The organism is Altererythrobacter epoxidivorans (genome assembly GCF_001281485.1).
Lineage (GTDB): Bacteria > Pseudomonadota > Alphaproteobacteria > Sphingomonadales > Sphingomonadaceae > Erythrobacter > Erythrobacter epoxidivorans.
In genome coordinates, this window is the sequence record NZ_CP012669.1 from 1,291,408 (window position 1) to 1,306,369 (window position 14,962).

Annotated in this window: 14 protein-coding genes; 5 read left to right on the forward strand and 9 right to left on the reverse strand. The window is 61.6% G+C overall.

Annotation, left to right across the window (positions count from 1 at the left end; genetic code table 11):
* Positions 1–5: 5 nt before the first annotated feature.
* On the reverse strand, positions 6–968 hold the full coding sequence (locus AMC99_RS06500; protein ID WP_061924381.1) for a metal-dependent hydrolase: 963 nt from the start codon (positions 966–968) through the stop codon (positions 6–8).
* A 72-nt stretch (positions 969–1,040) separates the two neighbouring features.
* Here AMC99_RS06500 and AMC99_RS06505 point away from each other — a divergent pair, with 72 nt between their 5' ends.
* The gene (locus AMC99_RS06505) at positions 1,041–1,793 is read left to right on the forward strand and encodes a phosphatase PAP2 family protein (RefSeq protein WP_198143585.1); all 753 of its coding nucleotides are present in this window, start codon (positions 1,041–1,043) and stop codon (positions 1,791–1,793) included.
* Here the strand turns inward: AMC99_RS06505 and AMC99_RS06510 are convergent.
* Positions 1,778–2,824 (reverse strand): 2-oxoacid:ferredoxin oxidoreductase subunit beta, encoded by a 1,047-nt coding sequence (locus AMC99_RS06510; RefSeq protein ID WP_061924383.1) that lies wholly within the window; start codon positions 2,822–2,824, stop codon positions 1,778–1,780. The genes AMC99_RS06505 and AMC99_RS06510 overlap by 16 nt on opposite strands.
* Positions 2,821–4,698 (reverse strand): 2-oxoacid:acceptor oxidoreductase subunit alpha, encoded by a 1,878-nt coding sequence (locus AMC99_RS06515; RefSeq protein WP_061924387.1) that lies wholly within the window; start codon positions 4,696–4,698, stop codon positions 2,821–2,823. The genes AMC99_RS06510 and AMC99_RS06515 overlap by 4 nt, the downstream gene beginning before the upstream one ends.
* Before the next feature lie 176 nt (positions 4,699–4,874).
* Here AMC99_RS06515 and AMC99_RS06520 point away from each other — a divergent pair, with 176 nt between their 5' ends.
* Together AMC99_RS06520 and AMC99_RS06525 are read left to right on the forward strand one after the other, a co-directional pair.
* Positions 4,875–5,822, forward strand: coding sequence for an alpha/beta hydrolase (locus AMC99_RS06520; protein ID WP_157058270.1), 948 nt, complete (start codon positions 4,875–4,877; stop codon positions 5,820–5,822).
* Positions 5,822–6,295, forward strand: a complete 474-nt coding sequence (locus AMC99_RS06525) for an RNA pyrophosphohydrolase (protein WP_061924390.1) — start codon at positions 5,822–5,824, stop codon at positions 6,293–6,295. The genes AMC99_RS06520 and AMC99_RS06525 overlap by 1 nt, the downstream gene beginning before the upstream one ends.
* Positions 6,296–6,331: 36 nt before the next feature.
* Here the strand turns inward: AMC99_RS06525 and AMC99_RS06530 are convergent, their stop codons facing one another.
* The 5 genes from AMC99_RS06530 to AMC99_RS06550 all read right to left on the reverse strand — a co-directional run bounded on the left by AMC99_RS06530 (position 6,332) and on the right by AMC99_RS06550 (position 11,852).
* Positions 6,332–6,820 carry a tetratricopeptide repeat protein gene (locus AMC99_RS06530; protein WP_232301524.1) on the reverse strand — a complete coding sequence of 163 codons (489 nt, stop codon included), beginning with the start codon at positions 6,818–6,820 and terminating at the stop codon, positions 6,332–6,334.
* 59 nt (positions 6,821–6,879) lie between these two features.
* Positions 6,880–8,061 carry an RsmB/NOP family class I SAM-dependent RNA methyltransferase gene (locus AMC99_RS06535; RefSeq protein ID WP_061924397.1) on the reverse strand — a complete coding sequence of 394 codons (1,182 nt, stop codon included), beginning with the start codon at positions 8,059–8,061 and terminating at the stop codon, positions 6,880–6,882.
* A 3-nt stretch (positions 8,062–8,064) separates the two neighbouring features.
* Positions 8,065–9,519, reverse strand: coding sequence for an IMP dehydrogenase (gene guaB / locus AMC99_RS06540; RefSeq protein WP_061924400.1), 1,455 nt, complete (start codon positions 9,517–9,519; stop codon positions 8,065–8,067).
* Positions 9,520–9,606: 87 nt separating this feature from the next.
* Positions 9,607–11,097 carry a M28 family metallopeptidase gene (locus AMC99_RS06545; protein WP_232301543.1) on the reverse strand — a complete coding sequence of 497 codons (1,491 nt, stop codon included), beginning with the start codon at positions 11,095–11,097 and terminating at the stop codon, positions 9,607–9,609.
* Positions 11,097–11,852: a 3-hydroxybutyrate dehydrogenase gene (locus AMC99_RS06550; protein ID WP_061924407.1), complete on the reverse strand. Its 756-nt coding sequence runs from the start codon at positions 11,850–11,852 to the stop codon at positions 11,097–11,099. Before AMC99_RS06550 ends, AMC99_RS06545 begins: the two co-directional genes overlap by 1 nt.
* Before the next feature lie 107 nt (positions 11,853–11,959).
* On the opposite strand from AMC99_RS06550, the gene ypfJ reads away from it, so the two are divergent.
* Both ypfJ and AMC99_RS06560 read left to right on the forward strand, forming a co-directional pair.
* The gene (gene ypfJ, locus AMC99_RS06555) at positions 11,960–12,829 is read left to right on the forward strand and encodes a KPN_02809 family neutral zinc metallopeptidase (RefSeq protein WP_061924410.1); all 870 of its coding nucleotides are present in this window, start codon (positions 11,960–11,962) and stop codon (positions 12,827–12,829) included.
* Positions 12,792–13,433, forward strand: coding sequence for a hypothetical protein (locus AMC99_RS06560; protein ID WP_232301525.1), 642 nt, complete (start codon positions 12,792–12,794; stop codon positions 13,431–13,433). Before ypfJ ends, AMC99_RS06560 begins: the two co-directional genes overlap by 38 nt.
* A gap of 3 nt (positions 13,434–13,436) precedes the next feature.
* Here the strand turns inward: AMC99_RS06560 and creD are convergent, their stop codons facing one another.
* Positions 13,437–14,846, reverse strand: coding sequence for a cell envelope integrity protein CreD (gene creD, locus AMC99_RS06565; protein WP_061927792.1), 1,410 nt, complete (start codon positions 14,844–14,846; stop codon positions 13,437–13,439).
* Between the last annotated feature and the right edge of the window lie 116 nt (positions 14,847–14,962).

Sequence of the window (14,962 nt, forward strand, 5' to 3'; positions counted from 1 at the left end):
GGCGATTAACTGCCTTGGTCGTCCAGCGGTTCCTCGCAGCTTGCATTCGGTACGGCGATAGCAAACCGGTCGCGTGCTCGCGGATCATAAAACCTCGCGTCGCGCAGGATCACCGATCCATCTTTCGTCTGCTCGGCAAAGGGCGCACGGCTCCAGAACAGGAAGGCTGCCAGTTCACCGTCCTTTGCAATGTGCCGGATCATTTTGGGCAAGGCACAAACTTGCGTACCTGCCTCGTGATACCCGCGCCCCTCGTCCGGGCCGGTCCAATGCGTCGAAAGCCATATTCCATCTTCGCGAAGGATAATCGTCTCACGTTCCCAGAATGCGAACGGGACAGGGGCAGCGATGGCGTAAACCGGATAGGGCTCGTGCAGGCGCGCCATGTCACGAACATAGGCCGAGAAAACTCCGTTTCCTGCAATATACACCAGCGCCACGCCGATCGCGAGGCGTGCGGGCCTCGTCCAGTTCTCAGCCCGCTTCTCACGCATGAGCGAGAACCAAGTCGCAAATCCCATCAGCGCCCAAAGCCACACGTCGATGATGAACAGCGTGTCGCCATAGAACCATTCGGACGAAAACGGCTCGAGCAGGCGGATCCCATAGACGTTGAGCCAGTCGAGTGTCGGGTGCGTCAGGCACCCGATGAAGCTGAGCAGGAAGAGCCATTTAAAACTGACCGGTAACCGCCCTTCGGGTCGTGTGCCCCGTTTGGCCTGCCAGCGGTCGAAGCCCCACAGCAGACCCGCCAGGACCAGCGGCAGCAGCACCAGTGCTGGCGGACCGTGGGTGATCCCGCGTCGGAACCCCAGATGTTCGATTCCTTCCAGCCAGAAGAAGCAGGCAGCGTCCACATCGGGCAGGTTCGCGCCGATGATCAACGCGGGCATGGCGAGCCCCGTCTTCCGCTTTAGCCCGGCCTGCCGGAGCAGAGCGCCGACCAGGCTGTGTGTGAGATTATCCAAGCGATTGCCCCTGCCATGAAACGTGTCCGCACATCATGCGTTGGATCAGGCAAGGAAAGGAACCCCCGCTTCGTGCCTCTACCCAACATCCTGCGATATCTTCACCGTGAACAACGCTTTCTGGCGGTTTTTGTCGTCGGCGCCGCACTGGTGGCGGGGTTCGTCAAGCTTGCCGGCGAAATGCAGGAAGGCGATACCCAGGCATTGGACATCGCAATCCTGAAAGCACTGCGGTTACCGGAAGATCCGTCACAGCTGATCGGCCCCTCGTGGCTCCATTCCGCTGCGACCGACCTGACAGCCTTGGGCGGGGTCACCGTCCTCACCCTGGTCAGCATTCTCGCCGTCGCGTTCCTGCTGCTTCTCGGAAGATTCAGGCAGGCGCTTTTCACGGCGATCGCCACAGGCGGCGGGGCCATGCTCAGCACGTTCCTCAAAGGCTTGTTCGCTCGTCCGCGACCCGAAGTGGTCCCGCATCTCGTCGAAGTGACTTCGATGAGTTTTCCGAGCGGGCATTCACTGAACAGTGCGATCATCTACCTGACGATTGCCGTGATGATCTCGCGCAGCTTCGAAGATCGCAAAAGCAGGATTTTCACAATCACAGTCGCGGCTTTGCTCGTGCTTGCCATCGGCTGCACGCGCGTGATCCTGGGCGTCCATTTCCCGTCGGACGTGCTCGGCGGCTGGACGCTCGGTGCAGCATGGGCGCTAGGCGTCGGGCTGTTAGCCGCAACGCTCCAGAGAAAGCACAAGATCGAGGAGCCGGACGGGTCGATTGCCGACCAGTCTTCCGGCCCCGCCCCCGATCAGATCGGGTCCTGAGCGGTCCCGCTGACCGTCCAAGTCTGTCCCGAACCCAGCAGCTTGGCGAGGTTGGCCTGCTTGCCCGAAGTCGCCCGCTCGCGTTCGTTCGCAACAGCCGCTTCGAAAGTCGGGCGTGGATCATCATAGATCACACCCAGGGCCATCGGGAACGGACCGAACGGCATTTCGACGAGCAGGTGAGCGATGACGCGATTGGTTGCGTCGTGGACGAGCACGCCAGCTTCTTCCCAATTGTCTTCGGTTGCCTCGACGACTGTCAGGGCCATCTTGTCCCGGTCGAGTGCGATGCCCTTGTCCAGGCCCGTCTTCGGATCGCCGAACAGCATCGGCTTGCCATGTTCGAGCCACAGCTGGCGATCGCCTGCACCCTTGGGCGCAGCGAAATCCTCGAACACGTCCTTGTTGTATACGATGCAGTTCTGGAAGATCTCGATGAAGGCCGCACCCTGGTGGGCGTGGGCAGCCATGAGTACGTCGGGGAGGTTCTTCGACACATCGAAACCGCGCCCGACGAAGCGCGCACCGGCACCGAGCGCAAAAGCGGCCGGATTTGCCGGACGGTCGAAAGAACCGATCGGGGTCGACGGGCTCTTGGTACCTTCGCGGCTGGTGGGCGAGAACTGGCCCTTGGTCAGGCCGTAAATCTCGTTGTTGAACAGCATGATCTGCATGTTCACGTTCCGGCGCAGCACATGCATCAGGTGGTTGCCGCCGATCGACAGGCCATCGCCGTCACCCGTTACCAGCCAGATATCGAGATCCGGATTGGCAAGCTTGGCACCCGTTGCAAAGGCTGGCGCACGCCCGTGGATCGTGTGGAAACCATAGGTTTCCATGTAGTATGGGAAACGGCTCGAGCAGCCGATCCCGCTGATGAAGCACGTGTTGGCCGGGTTCGCGCCAAGCTGCGGCAGGGTGCGCTGCACCGCCTTCAGGATGGCGTAGTCCCCGCAGCCCGGGCACCAGCGAACTTCCTGGTCGGTTTCCCAATCCTTCAGCGTCGTTTCGATCTTTACAGGTGCGTTCATGACAGCGCCTCCTCGATAGCTGCCTCGAGCTCGTGGATGTAGAACGGCAGGCCGTTGGTCTTGGTGAAGGATTGCGCATCGATCAGGAACTGGTCGCGCAGCACGGTCTTGAACTGGCCAGTGTTCATTTCGGGCACCAGCACCTTGTCGAAAGTGCGCAGCAGCTCGCCGGTATTCTTCGGCATCGGCCAGATGTGGCGGAAGTGGACATGCGCAACGTCGTGCCCCTTGGCCCGGGCCTGCGAGACTGCGCGGTGGATCGGCCCATAGGTCGAACCCCAGCCCACCACGGCCAGCTTCGCGCCTGCCTCACCCAGACAGCAACCCTGGTCAGGCACATCATTGGCGATGCCGTCGACCTTCGCCTTGCGCAGGTCGGTCATCAGCTGGTGATTGGCCGGATCGTAGCTGATGTTACCGGTCCGCGAATCCTTCTCGATCCCGCCGATCCTGTGCATCAGGCCCGGCGTGCCTGGCTTGATCCAGGGACGCGCGCCCTTTTCGTCGCGAACATAGGGCAGCAATGTGTCGTCCGGCCCGTTCTTTTCACTCAGGAAAGTGGCGGGGAAAGGTTCGAAACTCGCCGGATCGGGCACCTGCCACGGCTCGGCAGCATTCGCGATGTAGCCGTCGGTCAGCAGCATGACCGGCGTCATGTAGCGCACGGCGAGACGGCAGGCCTCGATCGCACATTCGAAAGCATCGGCAGGGCTGCTCGCAGCGATGACCGGCATCGGTGCATCGCCGTTGCGACCGTAAACCGCCTGATACAGGTCGGACTGTTCGGTTTTCGTCGGAAGGCCCGTCGACGGTCCGCCGCGCTGCGAATTGACGATGACCAGCGGTAGCTCGGTCATGATCGCGAGGCCCATCGCTTCGGTCTTCAGCGCGATGCCCGGGCCCGATGATGACGTGACGCCAAGGCTGCCGGCATAGCTTGCCCCGATGGCGGCGCAGATCGCAGCGATCTCGTCTTCCGCCTGGAATGTCGTGACGTCGTATTCCTTCAGCCGCGCAAGGTGGTGGAGGATCGCACTGGCAGGCGTGATCGGATAGCCGCCGAAGAACATCGGCAGTTCGGCAAGCTGCGCACCAGCCACGAGGCCGAGCGAGACCGCCTCTGCGCCGGTAATCGTGCGGTAAAGGCCCGGCGCGCTTTCGACCGGCGGGACCGTCAACTGCTTCAGGGGGCCCGATAGCTCCGCCGTTTCGCCGTATGCATGCCCTGCGTTCAGTGCAGCGATATTGGCGTCTGCAATGTCAGGCTTCGTCCGGAATTTCTGCCGCAGCCATTCCTGGATCGGCTCGCGCGAACGATCGAACATCCACAGCGCGAGGCCGAGCGTCCACATGTTCTTCGAACGCAGCGCATCCTTGTTGCCAAGTCCGAAGGGCTTCACCGCCTCGATGGTCAGCGCGCTGATGTCGAACGCCAGCACGTCGTATTTCGCAAGGCTGTCGTCTTCGAGCGGATTGGTGTCGTACTTCGCCTTGTCGAGATTGCGCTTCGTGAACTCGCCCGTGTCGGCGATGATCAGGCCTCCCGGCTTGAGCGAAGGCAGGTTCACCTTCAGCGCAGCAGGGTTCATTGCCACCAACACGTCGGGCGCATCGCCAGCGGTGCTGATTTCGCGGCTGCCGAAATTGATCTGGAAGGCAGAAACCCCGAACAGCGTCCCTTGCGGGGCACGGATTTCTGCGGGGAAGTCCGGGAAGGTCGCAAGGTCGTTGCCAGCGAGCGCTGTCGAGAGGGTGAACTGCCCGCCCGTTAGCTGCATGCCGTCACCACTATCGCCCGCAAAGCGGACGACCACGGCATCGGGTGTCTGGGGGGATGCCTTCTCAGGCGGCGTCTCAACGACTTGCGTTGCCATTCGCATTCCTTTTCGTGCACCCATGGTCCGGGCGCCAGTCTTATATGTCGCGGCACCTATGGATGTGCGCGGCGCATCGCAATGAAGTTTTTCTCCTTGGTTTGCAAAATGTCGAGTGGAAAACGGAATTGGTCCAGCCTAACCTGCGCAAAACGAGAGAGATGGAGAACTACCGAATGGCCGATAACCAGCCCTATGTTCGCGAGGACGTGAAAGCATTCCTGACCTTGCTGGAAGCGGCAGGCGGCCCTGCCCTGGCTGACATGACGCTGGAAGAAGCGCGCCAAAGCTATGTCGCATTGCACGGAATGGCCGACGCCCCGGCGCGTGACCTGGCAGTCATTCGCAACCTCTGCTGCCCCGGCCCCGCCGGTGATATTCCTCTGCGCCTGTACGATGCACGAGAGAGCCGCGATCCATCGCCTGTAATCATGTTTTACCACGGCGGCGGGTTCGTGATCGGCGACCTCGATACGCACCACAATCTGTGCACGGAAATCGCACACCAGATGGACCTGCCGGTGGTCGCAGTCGATTACCGGCGGGCGCCCGAAAATCCCTTCCCTGCAGCAATCGAGGATTGTGAAGCGGCTGCACGATGGGTCGCAGGATCGCCCGAGGAACTGGGACGCAAGGCGACCGGCATCGTGAATATCGGCGACAGCGCTGGCGGCAACGCCACGATCGTCGTGACACAGCAACTGGCGAAGAACGCCGCCAACGTGCCGGTAGTCCTTCAGGTGCCGATCTTCCCGCTGGCGACAGATGCCATCGGCTCGCACAGCCTCGATGAATTTGCCGAAGGCTACATCCTGACCAAGGCAGCTATCCTGTTCTTCGATGCAGCCTATGTGCCCGACCGCAAGGATCCGCGCGCTATGCCGATCCTGGGCCAGCACGAGGGCACCCCGCCCACCGTCGTTGCCACGGCAAGCCTCGATCCCATTCGCGATTCCGGTCGCGACTACGCAGCGGCCCTATCCCATGCCGGCGTCGACCATGTTTTCCTCGAGGTGTCGGGCGGAACGCACAGCTTCACTAACCTGCGCCAGGCGATCCCCAGCTACCAGGGCGAGCTTGAGCGCGTGTTCGCAGCCATGAAGATGTTCCTAGGACAGAACTGATGAGTGATCTTGGTTACCGGCCCTGTGCCGGTTTCATGCTCGCCAATATGTCGGGCAAGGTTTTCGTCGCCCAACGGATCGATTCAAAGGACCTCGGGGCGTGGCAAATGCCGCAAGGCGGCATCGATCCGGGCGAGAACCACGAAGAAGCCGCGCTGCGCGAATTGCGCGAAGAAACGGGCGTCGGTGCGCATCTGGTCGATGTGATCGGGCGCATGCCCTACCCTGTCCGCTACGATCTTCCGGACGAGTTGATTGGCAAGCTGTGGGGCGGAAAATTCCGCGGCCAGGAACAGCACTGGTTTCTCGGCCGGTTCAAGGGATCGGACGAGGATATCGATCTCGAAGCGCACCATCCGCCCGAATTCGATTGCTGGAAATGGGTTGAGCCTGACGAACTTCCGGCGCTGATCGTGCCGTTCAAGCGCGACGTCTATCGCACCCTGGTCAAGGAATTTCGCGCGCTGATCTGACCGCTTCGCCCTGACGGCAAAACGCCAGGGGCGAGGTCAGTTCTGCGAAACCTCGGTTTCGCTAGCCGCCATGCGCGGTTTCGCGCCACGTGCAATGGTCGTCTGCAGCGCCATGGTTTCAGGGCAGGTTTCGCCGCAGAGGCTTTCGAGCTGGGCGAGATTGCGCTTCGCCTTTTCAAGGGCGCCCTTTTCTACCATCGCCGACCCCTCGCCCGAAATCGCGGCAAGGTTGCCGGGGTCGCGTGCCAGCGTCTCGCGGTAGTAACGGATCGCCTTGCCCTGCAGCCCTTCGATCCGGGCGGCATCGGCCAGTTCATTGAATATCGGGGTGTAGGCCGGATCGACCGCAAGCGCCGCTTCATACGCGTCGATCGCGTCCTGCGGCTTGCCAGCCGCCAATGCAGCACGGCCTTGAGCTATCAGCATTGCTGCACGCGGATCGGGATCTGCTGCACCGGCGCTACCCACACTCGCATTGACGGCGAACATCAGGGAAAGGGCAGCGGCAGCGGGCGCGAAACGCATGAACAACTCCTTCAAGGCATTCATCGGTCGAGATGAAGGCTCAGCCATAATGTCTATGCCTAACAGGCTGAACCCAGCATTGCGACAAAAAAGCCGTCCGTGCCGTCGTGAGACGGAGTGAGCCTCCATCCGTTACCGTAGGCCCGGCCCACCGGCAGATCGATTGCCAGCGCTTGCCAGCCATCGTGGCGGGACAGGAACGCATCGATGCGATCCTTTCCCTCTTCGTCGAGCAACGAGCAAGTAACGAAGGCGATGCGCCCACCGGGTTTGGTGACCTGCGCTGCGATATCGAGCAGGTAGTCCTGCGTTTCGGAAAAACGCGCGAGGCGCTGCGGGGTCAGGCGCCACTTGGCCTCGGGCTTGCGCCGCCATGTCCCGGTACCCGAACACGGTGCATCGACCAGCACAAGATCTCCGGTCACTCCACTGTCGCGCAACATTTCGAGTTCCGATTTCGGATTGAGCAGCATCGTCTCGATCACACCGGCACCGGCGCGTTCGGCTCTTGGAGGCAAATTGCCGAGGCGGCGCTTGTCGACATCGCAAGCAATCAGCTGACCACGGTTTTCCATTCGCGCTGCCATGGCGAGCGATTTGCCGCCGGCCCCTGCGCAAAGGTCGATTACAGTCTCGCCGGGAATGGCCCCTGCAGCGATGCAGACGAGCTGGCTGCCGTGGTCCTGGACCTCGATCAGCCCGTCGCGATAGGCAGCCCATTGTTCGACCTGCACGCCGCTTTCGAAACGCAGGCCTTGCGGAGCAGCGAGAGGCTCGCCCTGCTCTAGCAGTTCGATATTCGTCCGGTCCGCCTTCAACGAATTGACCCGGATATCGAGCGGCGCCCGCCCCATCAGGGACGCAAGTTCTTCGCCTGTAATCCCTGCAGCACCGAGTCGCTCGACCAGCCATTTCGGCGCAACGCCAGCCTCTGCCGCGTCCTCACCGTCTCGCGCTTCTGCCGGACCGTGCGGCGAACCGTCGAACAGGTCGATCAGGGCATCGTCCTGCCCGGCAAGTGCCAGCATCGCAGCCCTTCCGCTTGCAGGAACTTCCCCGCAGGCACGGATCGCGGAATAGACAAGTTCGCGCACCGCACGCCGGTCCTTCGACCCCGCATAGCGACGCTGGCGGAAATAGTCGGCGATCAGCCTATCGGCCGGTGCACCTTCGCCTTTCGCCGCTTCAATGATCGCGTCGAGCAGTTCTATCGCGGCCTGCACCCGCGCAGCAGGAGTCATGTGTCAGCGCGTCGGATAGTTCGGCGCCTCACGCGTGATCGCCACGTCGTGAACATGGCTTTCCGACAGGCCCGCATTGGTGATGCGGACGAACTTGGCCCGTTCGCGAAGCTCGTCGATCGTGGCGGATCCGGTATAACCCATGGCAGCCTTGATCCCGCCGACCAGCTGGTGGACGACATCGGCTGCAGGCCCCTTGAACGGCACCTGGCCCTCGATCCCTTCGGGGACCAGCTTCATCGCAGAAACATCGGCCTGGAAATAACGGTCGGCACTGCCGCGTGCCATCGCGCCTACGCTGCCCATGCCGCGATAGGATTTGTAGCTGCGCCCCTGGTAGAGGAAAGTCTCGCCGGGGCTTTCGGCCGTACCGGCCAGCATCGATCCGACCATGATGGTCGATGCGCCTGCGGCCAGCGCCTTTGCAGCGTCACCGCTGGTGCGAAGACCGCCGTCGGCGATGATCGGAACGCCCGACTTGGCCGCTTCTTCAGCGCTTTCCATGATGGCGGTCAGCTGCGGAACACCGACACCTGCAACGACGCGCGTGGTACAGATCGAACCGGGGCCGATGCCGACCTTCACTGCATCTGCTCCTGCGTCGATCAACGCACGGGTCGCTTCTGCGGTGGCGACATTGCCAGCGACAATCTGGACGGAGTTGGACAGTTTCTTGGCGCGTTCGACGGCGCGGGCAACGTCCTTGTTGTGGCCGTGCGCGGTGTCGATGATGACAACGTCGCATTCCGCATCGACGAGCGCTTGGGTCCGCTCGAAACCCTTGTCGCCGACAGTAGTCGCCGCAGCCACGCGCAGGCGTCCGGCAGCATCCTTGGTCGCGTCGGGATAGGTGACGGCCTTCTCGATATCCTTGACCGTGATCAGCCCGACGCAATGACCGTCATCGTCCACCACGAGAAGCTTCTCGATCCGGCGTTGATGCAGCAAGCGGCGCGCCTCTTCCTGTCCGGTGCCGAGCGGTACCGTCGCCAGATTGTCGGTCGTCATCAGTTCGCGGACCGGCTGCTGCGGATTTTCCGCGAAACGCACGTCGCGATTGGTGAGAATGCCGACCAGCTTGCCGCCCCGGTCAGTAACCGGAATGCCGCTGATGCGGTTCTGCGTCATCAGCGCCTGGGCATCTCCCAGCGTCGCATCGGGGCCGATAGTGATCGGATTGACGACCATCCCGCTCTCGAAACGCTTAACCTGCCGAACGGCGGCCGCCTGTTCTTCGATCGTCAGGTTACGGTGGAGCACGCCGATCCCGCCGAGCTGCGCCATGACGATCGCCATGTCAGCTTCGGTCACGGTATCCATCGCTGCGGACAGGACGGGGATGTTGAGCGCGATTTCCCTGGTCAGGCGTGTCGCCGTGTTCGCCATCGAAGGAAGGACGTCGCTTTCGGCCGGACGCAGGAGAACGTCGTCGAAGGTTAGGCCGAGGGGGATATCCATATGCGCCACTTTCATTACCGGGGAGATTCGTGGCGGCCCATGTAACCGCACAACCCCAATTCTGCTAGTGGTAGTAGCGCTTCAATTTCACGGCAGTGGATAGCGCGTCGTGCTGGCGATCCTTTCGACCAGCATCTGATGCAATTTCAGATCCTCTATCGCCCCGCCAAGTTCCAGCGTATCGGGGTTGTCGGCCGCCCGGTGATAGCGCCCGATCAGGTAGCTATCGAGCGCCGCCTTGTCTCCAAAAGCGGTCGAAAGGACCACTGCGGGGACATCATGCTGTAGCAGTGCCCATGCGTCCTGACGCCGGATGAACTGTTCGGTCAGTTCGCGGTCGGCAAATTCGCGGGCAGCTTCTCCCATCACTTCGCGCACCACGTCGTCGAGGCGCGTGCGCCCTTCTCCCACGAAACCGACCGGGCTTCCCGACCTCGCAATTGCGACCGTATCGAAATTGAAAGCCGCGACAATCGTTTCAAGGGGTATCGGCGGGCTTTCGGCAAAGGCCTCCGCTCCGATCAGGCCCCACTCCTCAGCCGTAGTCGCTAGCACGTAGATGTCGCGATCATGTGGCCCCGATGCAGACAGCTGCCGGGCAAGCTCCATCATCAGCGAAACGCCGCTCGCATTGTCCACCGCGCCATTGCACAGCCTGTCCGCATCTTCGAGCGGGCCGCAGTCACCGAGATGGTCCCAATGCGCCAGCAGCAATACCGCGCCCGTGCCCGGTTTCGTTCCGGGCAGCATCCCGATGAGATTGGCCGTACGCACGTCATGGCGATCGGTAAGCGCTTCTAGCGTCACTTCGGCCTTCAATGTGACCGGTGAAAATTCGTCTTCCTGCGCTTGCGCCAGGAGCTTGGTCCATTCGGCATTGCCGATGGCATTTCCGAAGGCCCCGTAAGTTGCATAGGCGCTGAGGAAATCGTCATTTTTGCTCGGGCGGCTCAACCGTTCACGATTCCGCGATGCCTTGACCGAGGCAACGTCATCCTCGGTTTCCACGAGCGTGATGACTGCTGCTGCCCCCTTGTCGAAAAAGTCGCTGCGGCGTTGCGGGCTGACGCCTGGTTCGGCGAGCATCGCGATGACATTGCCGCGGATCACATCTTCTCCGAGGGTTTCGGATTCGAACCCCACGAAAAGGATCGGCGCCTGTTCGACCAGCGTACGCTTGCGAGCCGAATACACGACGCTTTGCTCTGGAGGCAGGACGATGCGCTTGCGGCCCAGCACGATCTCCATGCTGCCGCCTTCCGGACGCGTGCTGACGAGTTCAACGGGTGCACGCCACGGATTTGCAGGATCATTGGTGCCGGAAACATAGCCGGCGCTTTCGAGGTTCTTCCGCACGTAGTCGAGCGTCAGATCCTCGCCTGCTGTTCCCGGCCGCCTGCCACCGAATTCCTCGCTGGCAAGCATCCCGATATCGGTCGTCAGACGTTGGGCAATCTGGGCCGATTCCTGCTTGCTGTATTGACCGACCGGCGTCGTGACGCAGCCCGACAGAAGCGCAAGCGCGACCGTCGCGGCAAGTGCCTTCATTCCGCTGATCAGCTTGCCCCCTTGGTGCATCACTCTGCGGTCCATCCCCCGTCGATGCTCCAGTTGGCGCCGGTCACATTGCCCATTTCATCGCGGCACAGGAACGCTGCCAGGGCACCGATTTCATCGGGCTGGACAAATTTCTTCGTCGGCTGCTTTGCCAGCAGGACGTCATTGATAACTTCGTCCCGCGAAAGTCCGCGCGCCTTCATGGTGTCGGGGATCTGCCCTTCGATCAGCGGCGTCCAGACGTATCCGGGACTGATGCAATTGGCCGTGACACCGCTCTGCGCGAGTTCGAGCGCGATCGTCTTGGTAAAACCGTCAACGCCATGCTTGCTGGCGTTGTAGGCGCTCTTGAATGGCGACGCTGTCTTCGAATGCGCGCTGGCCGTGTTGATGATGCGTCCCCAGCCTTTCTCCTTCATTCCCGGCACCGCGAGGCGGGTCGTGTGGAATGTCGCCGTGAGATTGAGGCCGATGATGGCGTTCCATTTGTCGATGGGAAAATCCTCGACCGGGGAAACATGCTGCATCCCGGCATTGTTCACGAGGATGTCGACCTGGCCCGCTTCGGCCATCATCTGTTCGATCTCGGACACATCCAGCAGGTTGGCCGCGGAATGCGTTGCGCCAAGTTCGTCGCACAATTTCGCAATTTCCGCTTCATCGCCAAACCCGTTGAGAATGACCTTGGCACCTTCTGCGGAAAGTGCACGGGCAATCGCCAGTCCGATGCCCGAGGTCGATCCGGTGACCAGTGCACGTTTTCCCTCTAGGAACATTCGGAACTCCTGCCTGTTTACAATTCAGATATGCAGCCGATACCTTCGCCAGCGCGCCTGTCCAGCGTAAAGCGAAGGCGAGGATATCATCAATTCGGGGGAATCAAATGCGTCTGAATCCGTTCAATACCGACAATATCCGCGTTCGTTCGAGCGGGGGTGGCGGCGGGTTCCCCGGCGGCAGGGGCGGAGGGATCGGTTGCGGCACAATCGTGATCGCGCTCATCGCCTATTTCGTTTTCGGGGCGGATCCGATGCAGACCATCGGCGCGATCGAAGGCGCACAGCAGCAGGCGCCGACTTCCCAGCAAAGCAACATGAGCGAGCAGGAAATCTGCACCAGCGGACCCTATGCCACCGAGGCATGCAACGCGCTGCAATCGCTCAACCAGACCTGGGCTCCTGAATTCCAGCGAGCAGGTATCGCATTCAGCGATCCCTATCTCGACCTTTACCGCAACGGTCGTGTCACCACGCAGGGCTGCGGCAGCGCGACCTCGGCCGCCGGCCCGTTCTACTGCCCTGCCGACCAGAGCATCTACATCGACACGAGTTTCTACGACCAGCTTGCCAAGATGGCTGGCGGTGGCGGCGATTTCGCCCGTTACTACGTGATGGCGCATGAATATGGCCACCACATCCAGAATCTGACCGGCCTCGCCTCGCAAGTCCGTTCGGCGCAGCAGCAGAACCCCCGTAGCGCCAACGATCTGCAGGTGCGCATGGAACTGCAGGCCGATTGCTACGCAGGGGTCTGGGCGGGCAAGAACCGCAACCTGATCGAGCCGGGCGACATGGAAGAAGGCATGAAGGCGGCAAGCGCGATCGGCGACGACACCTTGCAGCGCAATGCCGGCCAGCGGGTCAATCCGGAAGGTTTTACACACGGCACCAGCAGGCAGCGCATGGAAGCGCTTCGCCTCGGAATGGAGAGTGCAGATGACGCGCAATGCGATCGTTATTTCGACATGGGCTAAGGGTGCCGTCGCTGCCGCACTGATGGCAAGCGCGGTTGGCGCTTCTGCACGTGACGACGAAGTGGTGCGCGACCGCGAACCCGACGTCGAGGACGTAGCTGTCACACCCCTGACCGACCTCAACATCTCGAAGGACGAAATTCCCGAGGTGCTGCTTGTTTCGGCGGAAGATCCCTATGCGAGTGGTGCGCTGGGTGATTGCGCCGCCATCGGCGCTGCCATCGCCGATCTCGACCGCGTGCTGGGTTACGATTACGACATCCAGGCCGACAAGCGCGACCGCATCAGCGAGGGCCGCATCGCCCAGAAAATCGTCGGATCCTTCATTCCGTTTCGCGGCATCCTGCGCGAAATTACAGGTGCCGCTGACCATGAAAGGCAGTTCCAGGCCGCCATCATGGCCGGGATGGTCCGTCGCGGTTACCTGAAGGGCCTCGGCGAAGCGCGCGATTGCCCCTACCCGTCACGCCCGGCCTTTACGCAGGTCGCCGTCAATGGCGAACAGGTGCAGAAGCTCGTCGAACGCGAAAAGGCGGCGGAAAGCCAAAGCTCCCCGCCGCCCATTGCCTATTCCTCGATCCCCGTCGTGCAGGGCGAGAACTAGTGTTCAGTTCACCTCCGCAGCCTGTTCTTCGCTGCGGCCCACGCCCGACCAGTCGATGTTCCGCGTCGCGAACATCACGCCGGCAAGAGCGAGGAACAGCAGGATCGAACCGATCACGAGCGACCATGCTTCGAGGCTGAGCAGTACATAGAGCACGGCATAGAGGCCGACGAGCAATGCGCCGATTACCTGTGCCCGCTTCCAGCTACCCAATACGGCTGCGCTGTAACTCGTGAGCAAGCCTATGATCGCGCCGCTCGCGATCACGTATGCGATGGTGAAGCCCAGCATTTCGGCAAATGCGAGGAGCATCACGAAGAACAGGATGAGCCCTGCCCCTGTCAGCAGGTATTCCGCCGAAGCAACGCTGGCCCCTGCGACCACATCGAACATGAGGAAGGCGAGGAAGGTGAAGCCGATGAAGAGGAATCCGTATTTCACCGAACGATCGACCCGGCTGTAAAGATCGACCGGTTCGACCAGGCGAATTGTCGCAGCCTTGCTGATCCCCGTGCCGCCGCGATCCTCCACCATCGCTACGCGGTAATCCTCTTCCGGATTGTCCGAAACGATCGGCATGGTGGGTTCCGCCTTGGTCAGGACCGTTTCCCCGAGCGCGAGGTTGGAAATCGACCAGCGCGCCTCGAACCCGTCATCGCTGATCGTCCTGTCTTCGTCTCCGGGCAGGAAACTGCCGACGAAACTGGGGTGCGGCCAGCTGGAACGAGCCGTCCAGACGGTTTCCTTGCCGCGCGGAACTACGCTGATCGAGCGACTGCCACGCAGGGAGTAGGACCACTCCACATCGAGAGGCTTGCCCTCGCTCCAGTCGAAATTCGCATGGACTCCAGACCCGCCACTCGAGGCAGAACCCTTGCCCGGTTCCAGCGGCAAGTTCTTGCCTGCGACCTTAAGGCGCGCATCGGGCTGCAAGCCGCGAGGATCGCTGATGCCGAGGCGGACCTCTGCTTCGCCAAGTATGAGTTGGCCCGCCGTCACGCCGTATTTGCCGAGATCGGCCGGCAGTGCGAAGCGCGCCTGGCCTTGCGCCGCGATATCGTAAATCACCGATTTGTAGATCGCCCGCTCTTTGACCTCGGGGTCGATTTCCGTGTCGATCGACTGCCGCTCTGGCGCGAGGAAAAGCTCGTCACGTGTTTCGACCGTACGCGTGGTCTTCTGACCGTCGACCATCTCGGTCGTTACGCGTTCTTCCGTATATGGAATGACGAGGACAGGACCAGTGACGACCTGCGCCCCGGCCCAGCCGGAAGCAATAGAATCCTGCGCGACGCGCGCCTGGTGCTGCCTGTCGCTCACCAGGGCATAGACGAAGACGAGCGGTATAATCAGCGCGACGCCTATCAGTGTTGCGAACAGCAATTTCATGCTGGGCGATCTTCGACTTCTCATGTTCATCCTCCTGCGCTTTTGGCGATGAACCGTTCTCTGAGAGCGACGAACTGAATGCGTTGTGAATGCTTTCCTTCTCGCTGGCAAGAGAAAGGCGGGCAACCCTTGGAGGTCAC

What these genes read in the sequence shown, in the direction of transcription:
- AMC99_RS06510 (WP_061924383.1), bottom strand. Translation starts at nt 2,824, where the DNA reads ATGAACGCACCTGTAAAGATCGAAACGACGCTGAAGGATTGGGAAACC.
- AMC99_RS06515 (WP_061924387.1), bottom strand. Translation starts at nt 4,698, where the DNA reads ATGGCAACGCAAGTCGTTGAGACGCCGCCTGAGAAGGCATCCCCCCAG.
- AMC99_RS06520 (WP_157058270.1), top strand. Translation starts at nt 4,875, where the DNA reads ATGGCCGATAACCAGCCCTATGTTCGCGAGGACGTGAAAGCATTCCTG.
- AMC99_RS06525 (WP_061924390.1), top strand. Translation starts at nt 5,822, where the DNA reads ATGAGTGATCTTGGTTACCGGCCCTGTGCCGGTTTCATGCTCGCCAAT.
- AMC99_RS06530 (WP_232301524.1), bottom strand. Translation starts at nt 6,820, where the DNA reads ATGCGTTTCGCGCCCGCTGCCGCTGCCCTTTCCCTGATGTTCGCCGTC.
- AMC99_RS06535 (WP_061924397.1), bottom strand. Translation starts at nt 8,061, where the DNA reads ATGACTCCTGCTGCGCGGGTGCAGGCCGCGATAGAACTGCTCGACGCG.
- guaB (WP_061924400.1), bottom strand. Translation starts at nt 9,519, where the DNA reads ATGGATATCCCCCTCGGCCTAACCTTCGACGACGTTCTCCTGCGTCCG.
- AMC99_RS06545 (WP_232301543.1), bottom strand. Translation starts at nt 11,097, where the DNA reads ATGCACCAAGGGGGCAAGCTGATCAGCGGAATGAAGGCACTTGCCGCG.
- AMC99_RS06550 (WP_061924407.1), bottom strand. Translation starts at nt 11,852, where the DNA reads ATGTTCCTAGAGGGAAAACGTGCACTGGTCACCGGATCGACCTCGGGC.
- ypfJ (WP_061924410.1), top strand. Translation starts at nt 11,960, where the DNA reads ATGCGTCTGAATCCGTTCAATACCGACAATATCCGCGTTCGTTCGAGC.
- AMC99_RS06560 (WP_232301525.1), top strand. Translation starts at nt 12,792, where the DNA reads ATGACGCGCAATGCGATCGTTATTTCGACATGGGCTAAGGGTGCCGTC.
- creD (WP_061927792.1), bottom strand. Translation starts at nt 14,846, where the DNA reads ATGAGAAGTCGAAGATCGCCCAGCATGAAATTGCTGTTCGCAACACTG.